At 68.3% G+C, this 18156-nt stretch carries 18 protein-coding genes; 9 read left to right on the forward strand and 9 right to left on the reverse strand.

The window, feature by feature from the left end; all coding sequences use genetic code 11:
• Positions 1-2 precede the first annotated feature (2 nt).
• The 6 genes from ACZ6TD_RS00070 to ACZ6TD_RS00095 all read right to left on the reverse strand — a co-directional run bounded on the left by ACZ6TD_RS00070 (position 3) and on the right by ACZ6TD_RS00095 (position 7337).
• A complete protein-coding gene (locus ACZ6TD_RS00070; RefSeq protein WP_471348685.1) occupies positions 3-1550 on the reverse strand; it encodes a hypothetical protein in 1548 nt (515 codons plus the stop codon).
• On the reverse strand, positions 1547-3346 hold the full coding sequence (locus ACZ6TD_RS00075) for a hypothetical protein (protein ID WP_471348688.1): 1800 nt from the start codon (positions 3344-3346) through the stop codon (positions 1547-1549). The genes ACZ6TD_RS00070 and ACZ6TD_RS00075 overlap by 4 nt, the downstream gene beginning before the upstream one ends.
• Positions 3343-4674 (reverse strand): site-specific integrase, encoded by a 1332-nt coding sequence (locus ACZ6TD_RS00080; RefSeq protein ID WP_471348690.1) that lies wholly within the window; start codon positions 4672-4674, stop codon positions 3343-3345. The genes ACZ6TD_RS00075 and ACZ6TD_RS00080 overlap by 4 nt, the downstream gene beginning before the upstream one ends.
• A 273-nt stretch (positions 4675-4947) precedes the next feature.
• Positions 4948-5520, reverse strand: coding sequence for a hypothetical protein (locus ACZ6TD_RS00085; protein ID WP_471348693.1), 573 nt, complete (start codon positions 5518-5520; stop codon positions 4948-4950).
• Positions 5521-5603: 83 nt separating this feature from the next.
• Positions 5604-6548 carry a NucA/NucB deoxyribonuclease domain-containing protein gene (locus tag ACZ6TD_RS00090; protein WP_471348695.1) on the reverse strand — a complete coding sequence of 315 codons (945 nt, stop codon included), beginning with the start codon at positions 6546-6548 and terminating at the stop codon, positions 5604-5606.
• A 504-nt stretch (positions 6549-7052) separates the two neighbouring features.
• Entirely contained in the window at positions 7053-7337 is a 285-nt protein-coding gene (locus tag ACZ6TD_RS00095; RefSeq protein WP_471348697.1) for a hypothetical protein, read from the reverse strand.
• 199 nt (positions 7338-7536) lie between these two features.
• Here ACZ6TD_RS00095 and ACZ6TD_RS00100 point away from each other — a divergent pair, with 199 nt between their 5' ends.
• The 4 genes from ACZ6TD_RS00100 (at position 7537) to ACZ6TD_RS00115 (ending at position 11107) form a co-directional block, all read left to right on the forward strand.
• Positions 7537-7764: a hypothetical protein gene (locus tag ACZ6TD_RS00100; RefSeq protein WP_471348699.1), complete on the forward strand. Its 228-nt coding sequence runs from the start codon at positions 7537-7539 to the stop codon at positions 7762-7764.
• Positions 7765-7832: 68 nt separating this feature from the next.
• A complete protein-coding gene (locus ACZ6TD_RS00105; RefSeq protein ID WP_471348701.1) occupies positions 7833-9227 on the forward strand; it encodes a radical SAM protein in 1395 nt (464 codons plus the stop codon).
• 32 nt (positions 9228-9259) lie between these two features.
• Positions 9260-9949: a flavoprotein gene (locus tag ACZ6TD_RS00110; RefSeq protein ID WP_471348704.1), complete on the forward strand. Its 690-nt coding sequence runs from the start codon at positions 9260-9262 to the stop codon at positions 9947-9949.
• 474 nt (positions 9950-10423) lie between these two features.
• Positions 10424-11107, forward strand: a complete 684-nt coding sequence (locus ACZ6TD_RS00115) for a hypothetical protein (protein WP_471348707.1) — start codon at positions 10424-10426, stop codon at positions 11105-11107.
• 326 nt (positions 11108-11433) lie between these two features.
• Here ACZ6TD_RS00115 and ACZ6TD_RS00120 read toward each other — a convergent pair whose 3' ends face one another.
• Together ACZ6TD_RS00120 and ACZ6TD_RS00125 are read right to left on the reverse strand one after the other, a co-directional pair.
• Positions 11434-11739 carry a hypothetical protein gene (locus ACZ6TD_RS00120; protein ID WP_471348710.1) on the reverse strand — a complete coding sequence of 102 codons (306 nt, stop codon included), beginning with the start codon at positions 11737-11739 and terminating at the stop codon, positions 11434-11436.
• Between the two features lie 409 nt (positions 11740-12148).
• A complete protein-coding gene (locus ACZ6TD_RS00125) occupies positions 12149-12919 on the reverse strand; it encodes a transposase (protein WP_471348713.1) in 771 nt (256 codons plus the stop codon).
• Between the two features lie 87 nt (positions 12920-13006).
• Here ACZ6TD_RS00125 and ACZ6TD_RS00130 point away from each other — a divergent pair, with 87 nt between their 5' ends.
• The 5 genes from ACZ6TD_RS00130 to ACZ6TD_RS00150 all read left to right on the forward strand — a co-directional run bounded on the left by ACZ6TD_RS00130 (position 13007) and on the right by ACZ6TD_RS00150 (position 16554).
• Entirely contained in the window at positions 13007-13540 is a 534-nt protein-coding gene (locus tag ACZ6TD_RS00130; protein WP_471348520.1) for a DinB family protein, read from the forward strand.
• A 257-nt stretch (positions 13541-13797) separates the two neighbouring features.
• The gene (locus ACZ6TD_RS00135) at positions 13798-14448 is read left to right on the forward strand and encodes a hypothetical protein (RefSeq protein ID WP_471348716.1); all 651 of its coding nucleotides are present in this window, start codon (positions 13798-13800) and stop codon (positions 14446-14448) included.
• Positions 14435-15220: a hypothetical protein gene (locus tag ACZ6TD_RS00140; protein WP_471348720.1), complete on the forward strand. Its 786-nt coding sequence runs from the start codon at positions 14435-14437 to the stop codon at positions 15218-15220. The genes ACZ6TD_RS00135 and ACZ6TD_RS00140 overlap by 14 nt, the downstream gene beginning before the upstream one ends.
• A 148-nt stretch (positions 15221-15368) precedes the next feature.
• Positions 15369-15980: an RNA polymerase sigma factor gene (locus ACZ6TD_RS00145; RefSeq protein WP_471348721.1), complete on the forward strand. Its 612-nt coding sequence runs from the start codon at positions 15369-15371 to the stop codon at positions 15978-15980.
• The gene (locus ACZ6TD_RS00150) at positions 15958-16554 is read left to right on the forward strand and encodes a hypothetical protein (RefSeq protein WP_471348724.1); all 597 of its coding nucleotides are present in this window, start codon (positions 15958-15960) and stop codon (positions 16552-16554) included. The genes ACZ6TD_RS00145 and ACZ6TD_RS00150 overlap by 23 nt, the downstream gene beginning before the upstream one ends.
• A gap of 159 nt (positions 16555-16713) precedes the next feature.
• Here ACZ6TD_RS00150 and ACZ6TD_RS00155 read toward each other — a convergent pair whose 3' ends face one another.
• On the reverse strand, positions 16714-17985 hold the full coding sequence (locus ACZ6TD_RS00155; RefSeq protein WP_471348727.1) for a competence protein CoiA family protein: 1272 nt from the start codon (positions 17983-17985) through the stop codon (positions 16714-16716).
• Positions 17986-18156: the final 171 nt, after the last annotated feature.

Here is an 18156-nt window from a genome sequence, read left to right on the forward strand (position 1 = left end):
AACTAAGCAGAGACAATGCGGCGGAAGCGCCGCAGTGCGACGGCGCCGTCGGGGTCGGCAGGGATCATCTCGTGGGTGCGTCTGTGGGCGGCGGCGAGCTGGTTGGCCCAGGCGGTGAACGCGCGAATCCGCTCGACCGCGGCGTCGGCGCTCAGCTGGGTGCGGGCCTCGATCGTGGGGCGGGCGCCGCGGAACAGGGTCCGGGTGAACAGCAGGTCGCCGTCCTCGAGGTCTTCCACGGCGGCGATGGCCCGGGCGACCGGCTCCAGGACGATCCACGGGTCCGGGCGGATCTCGCCCTCGGGGATCGCGTTGCCGTCCTCGTCCAGGACGCCCTTGAAGTGATGGCCCCTCACCTCGTAGCGCACCGTGCCGTCAGGCCGCTCGGTGCGGGTGCAGCAGTCGCGTCGCAGGGCCAGGACCTCCTCCGGGCGTTGGCCGGACAGGTACGCGCAGCAGATCAGCGCGGCGGTGGACAGGTGCAGCACCAGGGTGTCGATCTCGTCGAAGCCGATCGGACCGCGCCACGGCCGCTCGCCGATCCGGCCCGTGACCGGGGTGTCGAGGACGGGGCCTGGGCCGAAGTGCGCCGGTCTCAGCTCGCCCGCCATCGAGGAGCGGGCCTTCGCGATCTGGCCCGGGGTCACGCCGAGGGTCGCGGCTAGGAAGGTGCTCGCCAGTGGTGGCAGCGTGGAGCGGTGCCGGGCGGTGACCGCGGTGGCTGCCGACCCGGTGCTGGCTGGCAGCAGCTGCCCGGCGGCGATCAGATCGCGCAGGTGGCCGCGGACGAGGTCCACTCCGCCCGGCGTCGCCCGGGCCGGGACGGCGGCAAGCAGACGGCGGTGCTCGCGGGCAGCGGCCACGATGTCGCCGGCAAAGTCCAGGACGACCCGCAACGCCCACACCAGCAGCGGGGACATCACGGCCGGGTGCACAATCGGGATGGCGTTCTCCCCGCCGGGGGCGTCGTCGTTGGTGCCGAGGAAGTCGGACATGGCCGCGGCCGGGTCCTCCCACGGCGGCATGACCAGCCGGTCGTCCTCGGGCAGGAACGGCGCGTACGCCCACAGCCGGGAGATCACCCGCAGCGTGCGCTGGTTGGTGCGCCAGTTGTGGTCCTGGGCCTGGAGATGCGCGGCATACGCTTCGAGGTCGTCGGGGGTGAGCTGGGCCAGCGTGGTGATGCCGCGCGGGGCGAGCCACCGGGCGAAGGCGATCCACCGCAGGAAGTACTGCCGCAGGCTGGTCGGCTGGGCCCGAGAGCGGGAGGCGCGCTGCTGCAGCAGCACTTCGGGCGTGGGGACGTGCAACTCGGCGAAGGCAGCGCGCATCAGGCCGGCCCGCAGCGCGGCCGGGCATCGGCGCCAGTCGACGAGTACCGAGCGGGGCATCTCCCGCGGACTCAGCAGCGACAGCCGCCACACCAGGTCGCCGAACCGGGGCAGTTGTGCGGGGTCGGCGCCCGGGCGCAGGCGCGCGAACGGCAGGACGAAGGTGTCCGGGCCGGGGTCGATCAGCCCGGGCCCGGTCGGGTCGGTGAAGGTGGTCACGAGTCGAGCCTTCGCTCCAGCATGCGGTCGATCAAGTCCCGGTCGCGCTCGCTCACAGCGGCGGCGAGCTCGGGCCTGCTGTCGGCAGGGGTGTGGATGGTCAGGAAGTCGCCGACGCGGGCGTGGTGGGCTGCCCAGTCGACCGTCCACACCGCGCCGGTCACCGCGGAGCGCAGCGACTCCAGGGCCTGGTGGAGGTAGGCGATCCGGGGCAGGTCCCGGCCAGTGGCGACCGCGTTGCGGCAGGCGAAGCACAGTAGGAATGAGACCGAGCAGGGGGCGCCGGCGGGCGCGTGGTCGGAGCGGGTGAAGTCCGCGCACGAGGCCACCGGCGTCCGCAGCTTGCCGGCCACGATCCGGCGGGCCACCTCGACGTCCACGCCGGTGGCCGCCGCGACCTGCTCGGCGTCCGGGTCGGCGCCGTCGGGGCTCCGGTCGACCAGGCGCATGGCCACCGTCTGCCGGGCCGATCGCACCGCTTGCTCCAGGCCGAGCTCCACCCCGTCGCGGGAGGAGTCCCTCACCTGCTCGTCCCGGAGCTGGTAGTCCCGGTCGTGGGTGTCGCGGGTGTTGTTCCGCGCCCGGCCGTGATGGGTCTGGGCGCTGTGCCGCAGCGCCTGGGCGTTCACCCGCTGCGGCAGCGGCACGCCGTCCTCGCGCGCCCGGTGCTGCCAGCGCCGGATCGCATCCGAGAGCAGGTTGCCGTTGGCGAAGTCCCGCAAAGCCTCGCCGCCGCCCAGTCCCCGGTGGGCGACCAGCAGCCTGTTGCTGGGGCGGCCGAGGAGGTCCAGCGTTGCGCGGGCCTGCGCGGTCAGCTCCAGGACGTGCCGCAGTGCCCGGCCGCTCGAGCCCTCACCGACGTCAACGAGGGTGTTGCTCGCGTACCGGCGCCAGCCGCGCCGGGCCTTGTCGGTGTCGACCTGGTGAATCGCCGGATCGTCGCGATCCGCGTTGGGCCACCAGGCGGGTACGTCCATCGCCTTGAGCACCGACAGATTCCACGCCTCGTGGCAGATCAGCAGGGCGGCTGCGGCGCCGGCCTCGTCCAGCGTCGGAAACAGACGGGTCAGCGACGCCGCGTTGCCCTCGAAGCCGAGCGTCCGCTCGACGTGCTTGGTCAGCGACCGGTCCTTGCTCTGCTCGTAGCGCGGCAGGTCCCCGGTGCGGGCCAGCACGTCCAGCAGCTCCCCGACCGCCCACTCGGGGTGGTCGCTCGCGATCAGGCCCTCCCGCCACCGTTCCAGCACCGCAGTGTTCTCGGCGATCCGCAGCCGGGCGCCGCGCACCGTGGCGGCGGCCGCGTCCCGGATCGTCCTCAGCTCCTCCTGGGTGTGCGCCTTCTTCCGGCGACGTCCGCGCCGCGCCGGCGGGCGGCGCCGCGGAGTCTGCAGGAACATCCGGGTGGACTCCGGCACGTCGGGCGCCCGCCGGACGACGGCCGCCAGGACCCTGCGGGTGTGCACGTCCCCGCTCCACTGCTTCCACCAGTCCACGCTGATCTGCGCGGCCGAGGTGATCGGCGGCTCGGCCGTGGCGGCGTCCTTGAGGAACAGCCGCAGCGTGCGGACCATCGTCCGCCAGGTGTCGGCACTGTCCCAGCCCGCGCCTTGCGCGGCCAGCGCGGCCACCAACTGCCGGCGGAAGTCCTCCGGGCCGGGACTGGCTCGGAAGTCCCACACGCCCAGCGCCACGCCAGCGCCGCTGATCGGCCGGGCCACCAGCCCGTCCGCCTCCAGGACCGGCGGCCTGCGGTAGCCGGCTGGCGGCAGCGCCGCCTTCCGGCCCCGGCCGCTCACGCCATGTCCAGGATCAGGCCGGTGCGCGCCGCCAGCTCCGCGATCTTCTCCGCGTTGACCGGGTTGTCGTCGTCATTCAGCAGCGACTCCAGCTGCAGTCCGCGGACCGGCTCCAGGTACACGTCCCGCGTCACCTGGTCGCTGCGGTGCCCGAGCATGTCCTTGACCATCAGCCAGACCTGCCCGTACACCTCCTCGTAGTGCAGCCGCTGAGCCGGCGTCAGCCCCAGTCGGCGGTCCAGCGCGTTGTGCAGCGCGATTAGCATCCGCAGGGCCATCGAGTGGCGCAGCATCTTCGGGGTGGCGAAGACGTCGAGCCCCAGGGCGGCGCAGCGGTCGCTGGCCCGCTCGAACACCTTCGTCCAGGTCTTGTACTCCAGCGGCAGGCCGGTCTCGGACAGCCAGAGCATCGCCGGCTCAAGGCCGTCCTCGCCGTCGACGAACAGCCGCATCCGCTCGACGGCCGTCAGCAGCCCGAGCGCCCGCTCGCCCGTGCGGCCGTCGCGGCCGGTCCACCGCACCCGACGGGAGCGGGTGACCTCGCGGACGATCCGCAGGTCGGGCAGTTGCTCGTAGGTGCCGCGCGCCCGGGCTCGGGCCACCGCCAGGGCGCGAGTGCTCGCCCAGTAACCGTGGATCCGCTGGAGCGCCGGGTGGCTGACGTAGAAGGTGTAGCCAGCGCGCTTTGCCACGGCCTGGCCCACCTTGCCCGCGTAGTAATTCCGCTGACCCAGCACCGGCAGTTCGAAGGTCAGCAGGGTGCCGCCCTCGCGCCGCCGCAGACCACTGGAGTAGAGCAGGTCGGCCAACGCGGTGTCCCGGCCGGCGCACCGGCCGCGCCACGCCTCGTCCTCCAGGCCGGTCGGCAGCATCCCGCCGAGCCCGACATTCCTCCAGAGCCGGAACGCGCGCGGGGATAGCCACTTCACGTCGGAGGACTTCACGTCGCCCGGCGTCGAGAGCGTCACCGGGTTGGATGGCACGAAGCCGCGCGCGGCCGCGATCTCGTAGAGCAGCTTCAGCGCGGCCAACTCCTTCGCCCAGGTGCCGCCTTCGATCCGCAGCGGGTTGTCCGCGCCGCGCCGACGCCAGTCCTCCCAATCCTCGACGTCGTCCGCCGTCGCCTCGTCCCAGTTCAGCCCCCGCTCCCACAGGAACGTGAAGAACAGGCGGTACACCGGGGCGTACGTCTCCTGCGTCCCCTGCGCCTTCGCCGAGAAGGCCGACCTCCGGAAGCACTCGCTCAGTCGAGGATCAACCCGGCCCACCGGCGAGACGAGGATCGGCTGCCGCTCGCGCAGCCCCAGCGTTCGCTCCCGCTCCGCCAAGTCCTGCCACCCGGCAACTGCCGGGCCATCGCCCCCTGGTGTGCCCCCGTCACCCACCCAGAAGAGCCGCCACTCACCCGCCACACACGACCTCTCAGCCTCAACACGACCTGAGGCAACACAGCGTATGTCCACAGAACATCGCTACGCGACCGTCATCGGCCCGCGTACCGACAAAGCGGCTACCTCCCCATCGCCCCGCTCGAGCCGCGCGGAGTCGCCGAGCGGCTCGGCGGCCGGGGACACACGGCGCCCCCTGAAGCGTGCGTTTGCTCAGTCGCGGCCGAGGTGGCGTAGGAGGCGGGCGCGTTCGGCGGAAACCCGCTCCTGGTCGGTAGGGGTGGTGGGCTTGCCGTGTGGTTCGCCGGTGTGGGCCGCGAGGGCGTCCTCGATCCGGCTGCTGGAGCGAAGCACTGCTTGCTCGGTCCATTCTTGCGGCCAGGCGGTGAGGAGGTACTGCTCGACAGGTTCGTCGTCAGTGCCGTCGGGGTTGTGGGAGCGGCCGCTGACGTGGACACGCAGGCGGTACCAGCCTGGTCCTCGGGCCGTGAGGTAGGGAAGTTCCTCGGTGACGTAGCCAGGGTCGACGAACATCGCGCCGTTGGGTGAGTAGACGCTGGCCTCGACGATCTCCTCCCACGAGCCGGCCTCGAGGGCAGGCGCGTGGTCGAGGGCCTGGGTGCGTACGGTGACGCGGCCGGTGTGGATACCGGTCAGAACCCAGGCTCCGTGGTCCATGGGTGCGATCAGCCCGTTCGACCAGCTTGTGGTGTCGACGTCGACGCTCTCGCCGTCCGAGACGCAGAAGAGCCCGTCATTTACGGATACCGCTAAGGCCATGTCCATGGGTGCGAGGTTAGCGGCCGGGACCGAGAGGGGGCGTGTGTGCGCCGGCAGAGCGCCGCCACGCACGCGCCCCTCTCGGGCCTCTAGCGGCCGATGAGCACGCGGAAGGGGTCACCTTCCAGGACGCGCTCGGCCCGGTAGAAGTTGGTGGTCTTCGCGCCCTGGTAGTTCTGGTCGTCCTCGGCGATGAAGCACGCACTCGCGCCCTTCGGGCCCGTGCGCGAGGGGACGCCCTGAACGGAACAGCCGGGGAAGGTGCGGCGTGCGCCGCCGGCCGACATGCCCTGCTGGGAGGTGGCCAGCGGGTACTCGTCGCACGTCTTGCCTTGCGGGCGCGTCTCCCCCCGCGGGCAGGCCAGGTCCCGGTTCTTCTTGCGCACCGACTCCGTCGTCGTGCGTGTCAGAGGCCTGTCGAACGTCGCACCAGGCAGCCCGGAGCGCTGCGCGCGAGTGATGTGCGAGGCCAGCTGCGGCGCGCGGGCCTTGCTGTAAATCATCGGCGACGCGTACCAGGGAACGACGCAGCCGACCTGGGGCCGGCCACCGGTGGCGTTGTCGCAGCGGAACTCGTTCAGGGTGAAGGTAGAGGCCGCAGATGGGTAGCCGCTGTTGGTGAAGGTGAGCGTCCACGTGGTGGCGCAGCGGCCGATCGCCCCGGCCCTGGTGGCGGTGGTGTCGAAGAACGACTCGCCGAGCTTCCAGGAATTCAAGGGGGCGAGCTTCTTCGCTGGGAACTTGGACTCGGTGACCTTGCACGCGCCTTTCTTGGTCGCCTTGCCGCTGATGGATGCCTTCATCGCGTCACCCCAACCCCGGTAGGCGGAGACTTCGATCTGGTAGCCCCAGGCGGGCAGGTCCGAGTCACCGTAGCTGTAGTTGATCACGTTCATCTCGGCCTTGCCGGTGACCTGGCGCTGGCCCTGCACCGTGCGGTAGGTCGTGTACTTCAGGCCGCGGATCCAGCAGACGGACTCGCGCAGACCGTGGATCTGGTCTCTGGCGTCCTCGCACCACTGCGGCGGGTTCACCCCCGCCTGCAGCCTCCGGCTCCCGGACCGGGTGTGAGAGTGGGTGGCGGGGATGGTCTTGACGCACGTCTGCCGGCTCTCGACCGGGGTCGTGCACATCTCGGCTGCGGTCCGGGCAGACATCTGCCCGGGCTTCGCGGCAGGTTCAGCCGTCGGCCCGGATGAGATGAGGGGAGACGGGCGAGGTGAGGGTGCTTCCGCGTCGGTGGCAGAAGCCGGGACCGAGGCGAGCGTAGCGAACATTCCTATGGTTGCTGTCACAGAGATCAGTAACTTCTTTAGCTGCAATCAGATCTCCTCCTTGAGTTCTGAGATGGCTACAAGCTGACGGTGCCGATGGTGATCCCCGTCGCCTAAGGACATTGGTTGCTCCGCCACGGCCTCGGCAGCCGCTGCGCGGGCTCAAGGCTCGCCACAAATCCCCATGCGGGAACTGGTATTCAGGCTGGCTAATCAATGCCGGGGAGTCGTTAGCGCAGCGTCCACAAGTTATTGGCGGTGCGTCTACTCGCCGGCGCCCTCGGCCAGCCAGCCCGGGGCCGCGCAGGCCAGCGTCTCCAGGGCCTCCCTCACGCGGGCGGCGATCGCGGCGACGGCCTCCGCATCGTCTAGATCAGCGGACCAGGCGGCCGCGACCAGGCCGACCTCCATCGTCAGGGCCTCGGTCCGGCGCCGGTAGCCGCACGCCTCACACAGCCCGACCGCCCGCTCCTGCCCACAGTCCTCGCACGGCAGCCGAACCGCGTCGGCAGCGGCCGAGGCCCTCTCGCAGCGGCATGAGCTGCGCACTGCTGCGTTCGGGGCAACCAGCCTCTGGTAAACGGGTGAAATCCAGTGGTGCGCCGCGTCGTCGCGCACCGGTACGCGATGGGATCTACGCATCAGGCTGATTGCAAAACACCCGGAGGCGTCATCGCAGGCAGATGCGCATCGTTCTCGGATGAGCTAATACTTGGCATACATCCGTGCATGAAAGGGGTTGTTCCCAATGTCCGATGAGACGGTGTCGCGCGACGTGGTTGCTTCGTCGGGTGGTGGCAGCGGGATCACGCTGCTCGTCATGGCTCCGGAAAAGGTCGATGCCATCATGAACAGTGCGCAGACCATGCTCGAATCGAACAATCGCCATGAGCTCGAGATGATCAAAGCCGGGGCCAAGCCCAAGCCGGACGGGGCGCCGCCGAACGGGAACTGCCATAACTGCATTCTCTGCTGAGTCGAGGCCCCGACACCCAGTCGGGGCCTCCAGAGCTGTTGCCGACCTTGAACATGAGGAATAAAGCCATGCTCGATCCCGCCCTGCCGTTCGGCGAAATCAAGGTGAGCACATCGCCGGTCGGAGTGAAGCGATCCAAGTACACCGTCGCCGTTGACAACGGCGACGGCGACCACCTGCTCTACAACACCCTGAGCGGGCGGTTCCTGAAACTCCCCTCGTCCGCCGCCGCCTTCCTGCTGGCTCCTGAATGGCAGGCCGAGGCCGATTCCCTCTCGCCGATGCAGAGATTTCTGTTCGAGGAGGGGTACCTCGTACCGTCGGACGCGAAAGAGTCGCGCCGCTCCCGCATGCTGTACGACTCGCACTACGGGAGCCGCCGGAGGCTCGAACTCATCCTGCTTCCGCACGAGAACTGCAACTTCAGATGCACGTACTGTTACGAATCTTTCGTACGCAACAAGATGGAGCCATGGGTAAGAGAGGCGGTGAAGAAGTTCGTCATCCAGCAGGCGGGAGATTTTCAGAGCCTAGCCGTGTCGTGGTTTGGTGGCGAGCCGCTCCTTGCTTACGACGTGATCCGCGAACTCTCCGCATGCTTTACTGACGTCTGCGCCCAGCATGGAGCGTCCTTTGCATCGCAGATGACCACCAATGCCTACCTGCTCGATGTGGAACGTGCCCGCACACTGCTCTTGGAGTGCGGAGTGAAAGACTTCCAGATCACGGTGGATGGCCCCTGCGATGAGCACAACAAGCGTCGGCGCTTGGTCAACGGAGGCGGGACGTACGACCGGATCTATCGGAACCTGCTGGGGCTCAGAGAGATCGACGGGAATTTCCGCGTGGTGCTCCGGGTCAATTACGACGACGGCAACGCCTCCGCCATGGAGCCGTTCATCGACCAACTGGCAGCGGACTTTGGCAACGATGGAAGATTCGTAGCCCACTTCTTCCCGATCTCGAACTGGGGAGGAGACACCGTGGGAGCCCTCCCACTGTGCAATGTCAACGCGGCCAGGAACCTGAAATACGGATACCTGGACAAGGCTGCGGATCTCGGGTTCTCCTCACTGATCCGCGAGGAAATGAAACCTATGGGGTCGAGCTGTTACGCCGCAGATCCGAACTCCTTCGTCATCGGCTCGGACGGTGCGATCTACAAGTGCACCGTGGCGTTCGAGGATCCCAGGAACAAGGTGGGTTTCCTGAGGGAGGACGGGAGCATGTCCATCGACCTGGACAAGTTCGGTCTATGGACAGTGAACGAGGGCGTGACCGACGGAGGTTGTCAGTCGTGCTTCTTCAATCCCTCATGCCAGGGCATGGCCTGTCCGCTCTACCGGATGCAAACTGAGAAACGGCCCTGCCCGCCGCTCAAGCAGGATTTTCCTCGCGCGTTGAAGATCCTGGCAAAAGAAATGACGCCCGCCCCGGTCCGGCCCGCTGCTCAGCGAGGGTAGGCGTGCTCACGACCCCGACGGAACCAGACGGCTTGGCAGCCACAACGGGCGGCCACTGCAAAGCGCCGAACCTACTTGTGGGCGCCTGTGGTTCGATCAGTGTTCTGAACCTCCACCAGTATCTGATTGTTCTGCGGTCCATCACGACGTCGATCAGTGTGGTGCTGACCAGGGCGGCCAGTTCGATGGTCGTTCCAAGTTCGTTGGAGGCGGTCACCGGAAGAAGCGTTTTCAGCGACGGCGTCACGAACGGCCTGCCAGTCCCGCACGTCAACCTCGCCGCTTGGGCGGACATCACTCTGGTACTCCCGGCGACCGCCGACATGATGGCCAAAGTTGCATACGGAATGGCGGACGACCTGCTCTCCACGACGCTGCTAGCCGCGAAATGGCCACTCGTCATCGTGCCCGGAATGAACTGCGCGATGTGGGAGAAGCGAAGCGTCCAGCGGAATGTGCGAAGGCTCCGCGATGACGGCCATACGGTCGTATGTTCCCGCGAGCCCAGGGAGCACTTCGAGGCGTCCACGGGAAGCACCGCCCAGACAGACCTGATGCCTCCTCCCGGAGAACTCTGCCACGAGTTGTGGGAGTTCCTGCGCCATGGACAGACCGCCAGCGCGGATTCGGGCGATGAGTGGGAGGACCCACTGCGCGGGGCAAGCCCCGGAGGTGAACCGGCATCCCTCGGGGCTACTCCGTCAGGCGGTGGTCCGCGGTGAAGGCGTCGCAGACCCGCGGCCGTCCTCACCAAGCTCCCACCAAGCACGCCCTCGCCCGGGAGGTCACCGCCCGCCCGACCGGCTGCGGCGGATGGCGCACCCCGGACGCGAGCACCGCCGAAGTCAAGCGCATTACGTGCAGCCCGATACCCGCGGCCAGTCACTCGGCTGGGAACTCCTGCTTCGCCTCGAGGCCGACGCCCGTCTCCGCGGATACACGCACATGTAACTGGAGACCGGCGCGGCCAACGTGGCAGCCCTCGCGCTCTACCGACAAAGCGGCTACCTCCTCATCACCCCGTACCGCCCAGGACGAGACCCCCGGATCAACCGGGCATTACGCAAGGCCCTGTAATCGTCGAGCGCCGGAGAACAGTGTGGACACTGCCTCTTGCTCATCGGGGATTTGCCTCAGGCGCAGGTGGCGAGCATGCCGTCCAGGGCCGAGCGTTCCGCTGGGTCACCATCATCGTCATGCCCACCAACGTGGCCTGGCCCGGCTACCGCGGGGCCTCACCTGAGGGGATTCACCCCTGCGGGTGGCTGCCTCCAGAACTCCTCAAGCCCGGTGTGCAGAGCAGGCACGCCACCGAGATGAAGAAGAACGTCGGCAGCGATCACGAAGGGGGCGTCGTGCGGCTGACGATCAACACCGAGACGGACACCTACGAGCAGGCGATAGCCGCCGTGCAGGCCGCCTACGGACTGCGCCCCGTCACCCCTGACGACTGGCCGGAACCCCCAGCCCTCGACCCACGCCCCGGCCCGCAGGACCTGGACGACGATGACATCGGGAACGGCTGGAGCGAGCAGGCACTCTTCCAGGTGATCGCCTCCCTGATACCCGGGGCCCGCGCGGTGCTGCGACGGATCACCGACCTGGGCGGCACCGCCTCGTTCGACGAAGTGCAGCAGTACTTCGCCAACCATCCGACCACCCCGATCACGAAGACGAAGATCGGCGGATCCCTCACCAGCATCCCTGCGGTACAGCGCCGCGTCGGCCCGGCCGGCTCGGCCCGGCTGCTCCAGCGGGACGAGCGGGCCCGGCTCTACCACATCGACCCGGCATTGGTGGAAGGACTCCGGCGGGCCTTCGCGATCGCCGATGCCCGCCCCGACCTGCTGCGCGCTGAACCCACGCCACGCGTCACCTGACGCGGCCGCGCCACGCCGCTCGGTTGTCGGGGGCGGTCAGTACAGCTGGACGCGGGTGAGGACGATGTACGGCGGGTCGGCGTCAGCAACGATGACGTACTCGGCGACGCCCAGTACCCCGTCCCGGCCGAGCGGCATGCGTCTTTGCTGGGGCCACTTCTCCGAGGCGGTGCTGCCCCGACACCAAGCCCCGCGTCTGGTTGATCTGAACGGTCGCCGCGATGATCGCCCCGAAAACCTCACCCGGCAGGGATAAGTCGGTCAGCAGCGCGTCGACCTCTTCGGACAGTTCACACGGCCAGCCTTCCGGCTCCTGGCCGTGCGACTCACTCAACGGACAGCCCGGCCGCCTGACGGCGCGCGATGGCCGCCGCGACGCTCTTCGTGGGCAGGGTGCCGTTCAGCGCGGCCTCGGTGAACCGGCCACCGGACGGGTCGGTGTCGAGCATCGCCTCGCACCACCAGCGGCGCAGGCCCCCCTCGGCGTCCTCCGGCGCGGCCGCCAGGAGCTCGCGGTAGAACTCCATCCGTCGCTCGCCCTCGAGCGCGGCCGCGATGCCCTCGGCGTTCCGGATGTCGTCCGGGTCGTCCAGTTCGGCGGACCAGGCGGCCGCGACCAGGCCGGCCTCCACGATCAAATCTTCGGTCCGGCGCCGGTAACCGCATGCGCTGGCGCAGCCGGTCCTCGAGGACCTGGCGGCGCTGGTCGACCTCGAGGCCGGGCAGCTCCCGGTCGATCTGCGCCGCGATCCGGGCGCGGCGGGCACGGCGGAGGTGGATCACGTTGCGGGTTCCGCAGTCGCCGCCGGTGTCCAGCCGGATCCGGTCGTCACATCGCGAGTCCGAACATGCTGGCCGCTGCATCCATGTTGCGGTGGCCTCGTTGACTGTGGTCGTTCAGTGATTCGGGTTCACAGCAGAGTGCCGTAGTGGCACTCAGGGCCGATAAGTACTCACCTGGGGTGAATTAGCCATTTCGCCTCCCTAAGGGATGTCCCGTAAATGATCTGCGGCGTGCTGGGTGACCTGGTCGTTTCTCCCTCACTCGGCCAGGGTGAGGTTGTGCAGGCGAGCGATGCCGAGCATGGCGTGGTGCACGCCGTCTCCTTTCAGACGGCAGTCGCGGAGGATCTTCCATGTCTTCATCCGGGCGAAGACGTGCTCGACGCGGGCGCGGACCTTACGGTGTGAGGCGTTGTGCTCCTCTTTCCAAGCCGGGAGCTCCACCTGTCCGCGCTCGCGGCGGTGTGGGATGACCAGGCCGGTGCCCCGGTAGCCGCCGTCTGCGATCACCGTGGTGTTGCCGACGGCGTCCTTGGCGCCGGACAGTTCCCACGCCTTGCAGTCGTTGCGGTTGCCTGTGACCGGCCGGCCGACTGCGACGACGAGCCGGGTGTCGGCGTCGATGACGACCTGGTGGTTGGTGGAGTACCGATAGTTCTTCGACTGCTCGGCGATGGCGTGGTCGCGGGTGGGGACCAGGGTGCCGTCCGCGAACAGCACCGTGTCCCTGCGGAACCGCTTGCGCTGCTGGAGCGCGAGTTGCGGCCCGAGGTGGTCGATGATGCGGTCCGCGGCCGACTTCGAGACGCCGAAGAGCGGGGCCAACTGTCGCAGCGTGAGGTTCGTCCGCCAATAGGCGGCGACCAGGAGTACGCGGTCTTCCAGCGGCAGGCTCCACGGTCGGCCCTTGCGCACCGGGTCCGCTCCCTCACGCCGGAGCGCGGTGATCAGCTTGCCGAACTGGCGCGGGCTCAGCCCGGTGAACGGGGCTATCCACGACGGCTCCGAAGCGGTGATCACTGCTGCCATTCCAAGATCATGCCAGCGGCCCGGAGTCTTGATCGTTGGGTTCAACGCAGCACGTTGGATCGGGGGGTGCCACGCTACCTTCGAAGGATGCAGCAGTCTCCGCGGCAGGTCCCCGCGCTCCTTGACGGGCCCGGCGTCAACGTCTCCGATGCCCGTGACCTCCTCATCGGTTACCTTGCGTGGTATCGCGAAGCCTTGATGCGGAAGCTCTCCGGGCTGTCCGACGCCCAGCTCCGGACGCCCGTGCAGCCGCTGGGCTGGTCACCGCTCGGCCTGGTCCAGCACCTGAGCTGGGTCGAACGCCGTTGGATGCGCTGGGGATTCGCAGCCGAAGACGTCCTCGCATACCCGCCTGGGGGCGATGAGGCCGAATGGATAATCCCTGTCGGGACACCTACCGCTGAGATCATGGCCACCTATCGCAGCGAAGTGACCACGTCGACCTCGCTGGCCGCGGCTGCCGACCTGCCCGACAAGGCGAGCCTCGGCGGTCGCTTCCGAACACCCGACCAGGCTCCCTCCCTCGGACGGATCCTCTTCCACCTGCTCCAGGAGTACGCCCGCCACGTCGGCCAGCTCGACGTCGCCCGAGAGCTCATCGATGGGGCAACAGGCGAGTAATACGCGCCAGGCCCGCTGCCCCGATTGCGGGACAACACTTAATAAGCCACTTGAACCGAAAGACAGTTCGATGACAGGGCGTGTCTTCCGTATTCTGCACCCCGGCACGGCCCACAGGGGTCGGCGCGGGACGTGGGAGGCGAGGGCATGAATGTATCCGTGGTCCTGAGCGAAAGGCGTACAGGATATGGCGACTCCACGACCAGCCCGGAGGCGACAGTCACCGCGCACGCCAAGAGGCTGAGGAGGAGACGATTGTGCCCATAGGACGGTTAGTGCGGGGAGGTGCAGGAGGACTGGCCGCGCTGACAGCGGCGTTCCTGCTCACCGTCGCGGGGGTGGCGTGGGCAGCGGCTACCGACAACATGTGGCCGACGCTCAACGCGGGCGGTATCTGCAGGGACGATTCCGACGGCGGTGACGGGCGGATCTCCTGCCAGACGGACAACGCTGAGGTCTACTACTACATGGACAGCAGCGGCAAGTACGAATTGGAATCCCCGGACCGGACGACTGTCAGCAACATGCTCCGGGACGAGTATGCGCCCACCGCGCTGGCGCGCCACTACGATTCGTCGCCGGTATTCAGCGGGGACGGCGAGACCGACATCATCTACCAAGAGGGTTCCACAAACATTCCCTCCAGTTCCGATGGTGTCACCTGGTGCAACGACGCCTATGACAATCAACGCTGCGATCAGCAGTACATCCGTATCCGTGGCAACGGCAGTTATACCCCCGGTCTGTCTTGCCACGAGACCGGCCACGCGGTCGGGCTGACCCACGGCCGGCAGGCCAGCCCGATGCTCTCCCAGACCGATTCCCGTCTCGGCTGCATGCAGACGCCCACCGCGTTCGGCACCGGCCTTGGCGCCAGCAACGGGGAGAACATCAATGCCACGTACTGACAAGACCTCCGGGAGCGGCCTCATGCGGCGCAGGACCCGCCTCGCTCTCCTCGGCGCGGCTGCGGCCGTCGCCCTGGGCACAGGTCTGACTGTCTACGACCGCAGCGGGGCGCCTTCGCGTGCCGAAGACGTCATTGTCGGCCATGGCGCCGACCACCTGCCGAACCGCACGGCGTCGGACTGGGTGACCTACGCCGACCATGTCCTGGTCGTCTCGGCCATCAGCGAGAAGGAGATCGTGCCCACTCAGCAGGAGGTGGAGCGTGGGGAGGGGACCGTCGGCCGTGTCGTTGCCCTGGCGGTCGACAAGGTGCTGTGGTCCCGGCCCGACGCGCCCAGCCCGGCGCCGGATACATGGGAGTACAGCGCCATCGGCTGGCAGTTCCAGGGCGGGGACACCGGTAAGCGCACCAAGATGGCGCTGATCGACCAGCCGCGGGTCGAGCCGGGGCACCGGTACGTCATGGCGATCAGGTGGGAGGCAGCCGCCTGTTCTCCCGGGGACGACCCGGAACCCGCCCAGTGGCGCGGACTCGGCGAGGGCTCGGAAGTGCCGTTCGACGCAGGGGTCATAGGCCAAGGCGAGCTGGAAGGACGCCCTCGCACGGCCGCACAGGCCCGCAGCGCAAAACTGGAGGCTGGGGCCGATGCCGGGCTGGAGGACCAGCTGGCCGGCCGCGGAGAGGACGCGCTGGTCCAGGAACTGAACGCGGCTCAGCCGCATGAGCCGGAAGTGTTCGGCGCCGCGCAACCACGTGACAACTGCGCCTGACTTATAGGCGACCGCCGTTCTGCCCCGCGCCCCAGGCGCGGGGCAGAACATTCCCGTAAAGGCCAGCTCGCTGGGAAAGCCGCTCATCGCCGCACGGCCGAACGTTTCCCGGTGCTCCTCCGTCCTAGGAAGGACAGGGAGGGAACCTATGACCGGACGCCGCCGCACGCTACACCGTACCGGGCGCCGCGCGGACACCGCTGCCCCCCGCGGGCCCGACAGACACGCACCCGACGCCCGTACACCCGACCGGACCGAAGTAGACGTCTCACGCGTGCGCGCGATCCTGGCCCTGGGCGGCGTGCCATGGGGAGACCTCGACGACGGGGTGCAGGAGGTACGGCTGAAACTGCTGGAACAACAGGCCGACCCGGACCGCGCAGCGGTCCGCGACACCTCCGCGTGGACCAGCGTCGTCGCCGCCCGTGTCGCCACGGACTGGCATCGGGCCGGTGCGCGCGACGACGGGCTGCGTGCCCGGCTCGCTGCCCGCTGGGCGCAGCGGCCCGTTCCGGAACACACCGAAGAGGACCGCACACTGGCCCTCGCGGTGGCCGACGGACTCGGCTCACTGCCCCGTCACCAGCGCCAGATACTGACGCTGCGCTACTACGCCGATCTTCCGGTGCGTGACATCGCCCGGCTGCTCGGCATCCCCGAGGGCACGGTCAAAAGCCGCCTGCACACGGCCGTGGCCGCGCTGCGCGCCCGGCTGCGCGAGACGGAGGTGATCCACGGTGACCGAACCGACCGAGACTGACCAGGCCCGGCTGCGACGGGCATTCGCACTGATCGGGGACGAGGCCGGGCGCCCGGACCCCGCGGCGTCGGTCCGCACCGTCCCGGCAGCGGCTCGCCTCCGCGGACAGCGGCGTGTCCGGGCGGCACTTGCCCTAGCGGCAGCCGCCTGCGTCGCCGCAATCGTCGTGACAGTGACGGTCACCGCCGGCGACGGCTCCGGAAAGGATGCCGACACCACAGGCCGAGGACAGACCTTCCCAGAAGCGCTCGCCTGCACGAACGCCGTAGTAGAAGGCGACCTGACCGCGGTACGCTCAGCCGGCCAGGGGCGGGTACAGGTGACCATGTCCGTGGACCAGTGGTTCAAGCCCAGCACAGGCCCTGCCACTGCACGATTCGACCTCGCCGACCCCGCCGTCGCGGACCCCGCCGAGGCATACGCCACCGGGGACCACCTCCTACTGCTCGTCCCCCGGCGCAAAGGCCAGATTCCCGACACCTTCCAAGGTCAGGAGCTACGACCGATGCGCGACCGGATCACCCGCACCCTCCCGGAAGCAGCTCACACCACCTGCCCCTCGGAGTTCCATTGAGGGACAGGCACAGTCCGGGTGACCGACCTCCGAGCCAAGCCAGCCCACTGTGATCAGTGCCTCCGGCTTCCCCCTGGTACCCCCTCTCGCTCAGACCGGGAGCTCGCACCCGGCCCTCCCCACTCTCGGGCCCGCTCGGCATCACCCGGATCGTGGCCGTCACTGTGCAACTCGAGTCCTGCAGGCCCGGCAGGCATGGGATCCTCCCGGGCCGTACCGGTGGATGGGCGTGGCGCATCCGGCGCAGGGGCCAATGCGCCATATCGGGCAGCCGTACAGTGCAGCCGCTGCCTCGCGTTCCTGGGGTGTGACGCTGAGGCGCTGTTCTCGCTGTTGGGGAACTTTGAAGAGGCTCTGGGGGATTTCGTCGAAGGTGTGGAGACCGGTGGCGTCGGCCTTGACACGCTGGGGGCGTCGGTCGTTGAAGATCATGGTTTCTTCGCCGTACCGGCATGTGGTGTCGAGTGGTTCTCCGGTGAAGGTGAGTTCACTGTCGGCTGGCGGGGCGGCTGTGGTTTCGTCCTCGGGGCCGACGATGTCGAGCCATTCGCCTCGGTCCTCGGCGGGAACCCACATGCGGGAGTAGCTGTGCGGATCACGTTGGCCTGGAATCCGCATCGGCACGTATTCGCCGTCAGCGCTGGCCGTGACGAGTTCGTCGATCTCGGTGTGGCGTTTTTGCGGGATACACAGGGCGGGGAGGTCCCACTGGACGTGGAGGCGGCCGCATGAGCTGAAGTCGCTGTCGGTCACGGGGCAGCGGCGTTCGCTGTAGCGGCTGCACTTCCAGCGCTGAAGGTGCCGCACACCAGCGCGCACGAGCACGACGTTGCGCGAGATGATCCGCTGCCAGGAGACATCGTCGACCAGGGCCCAGGGGGCTCGGTCGATCAGTGCCGCGTTGTCGCTGTTGGTGACCCATAAGGGGGTGATGCCGTGGTCTGCCGCGGCTTGGGAGCGGCGCCGGACGGTTGTTGCGGTGATCGGTGAGTACTGGGCTTCCCAGCCGATGCGGCCTGCCGGGCCGGTGACCAGCACGTCGCTACGGACTTTGCCGTGATGGGTGCGGGCTTCCAGTTCTGCGGAGAGGCCGTGCCGCTCGGCGGCTCTGGCGATGCGCTCTTTCATCGCCTTGTGTTTGTCGCTCTCCTCCTTGGTGGGGGTGTGCCGCACGGGCAGGTGAGCGGCTACCAGAGTGGTGCGCCCGTCCACCGTCCGTCGGCGGATTGCCATCCAGGGGGAGCGATCGTGTTCTTCTGCCTGGCACACTCCGTGTTGGTGATGCTCGAGGCATTGCAGAAGGTGGCGATCACGCTTGTTGATCGGCTGAGTGATCTCTTTCAGGAGGCCAGGGCGGCCGGGATTGCCGAGGTCTGCTTCAGTCAGCTTGACGATGATCTGGTACCCGGTATGGAAAACGCCGTTCGCCATGAGAAAAGCGTAGAAGGTAGCACCGACAATGACTCTGCCGCGAATTCAGGAATTCGTACCTGAGTGCGAAATCATGGTGCGGGAGTAATTACGGTGAATCATGTGGTGTGTGAGATCAGTGTTCTTGTAGGTTCTCAAACGGAATGGCCTCTTTCGGAGCGCTGGCCTGGG

Source organism: Streptomyces yongxingensis (genome assembly GCF_055597465.1).

What these genes read in the sequence shown, in the direction of transcription:
- ACZ6TD_RS00115 (WP_471348707.1), top strand. Translation starts at nt 10,424, where the DNA reads ATGCCCACCAACGTGGCCTGGCCCGGCTACCGCGGGGCCTCACCTGAG.
- ACZ6TD_RS00130 (WP_471348520.1), top strand. Translation starts at nt 13,007, where the DNA reads ATGCAGCAGTCTCCGCGGCAGGTCCCCGCGCTCCTTGACGGGCCCGGC.
- ACZ6TD_RS00145 (WP_471348721.1), top strand. Translation starts at nt 15,369, where the DNA reads ATGACCGGACGCCGCCGCACGCTACACCGTACCGGGCGCCGCGCGGAC.
- ACZ6TD_RS00105 (WP_471348701.1), top strand. Translation starts at nt 7,833, where the DNA reads ATGCTCGATCCCGCCCTGCCGTTCGGCGAAATCAAGGTGAGCACATCG.
- ACZ6TD_RS00085 (WP_471348693.1), bottom strand. Translation starts at nt 5,520, where the DNA reads ATGGACATGGCCTTAGCGGTATCCGTAAATGACGGGCTCTTCTGCGTC.
- ACZ6TD_RS00125 (WP_471348713.1), bottom strand. Translation starts at nt 12,919, where the DNA reads ATGGCAGCAGTGATCACCGCTTCGGAGCCGTCGTGGATAGCCCCGTTC.
- ACZ6TD_RS00140 (WP_471348720.1), top strand. Translation starts at nt 14,435, where the DNA reads ATGCCACGTACTGACAAGACCTCCGGGAGCGGCCTCATGCGGCGCAGG.
- ACZ6TD_RS00100 (WP_471348699.1), top strand. Translation starts at nt 7,537, where the DNA reads ATGTCCGATGAGACGGTGTCGCGCGACGTGGTTGCTTCGTCGGGTGGT.
- ACZ6TD_RS00155 (WP_471348727.1), bottom strand. Translation starts at nt 17,985, where the DNA reads ATGGCGAACGGCGTTTTCCATACCGGGTACCAGATCATCGTCAAGCTG.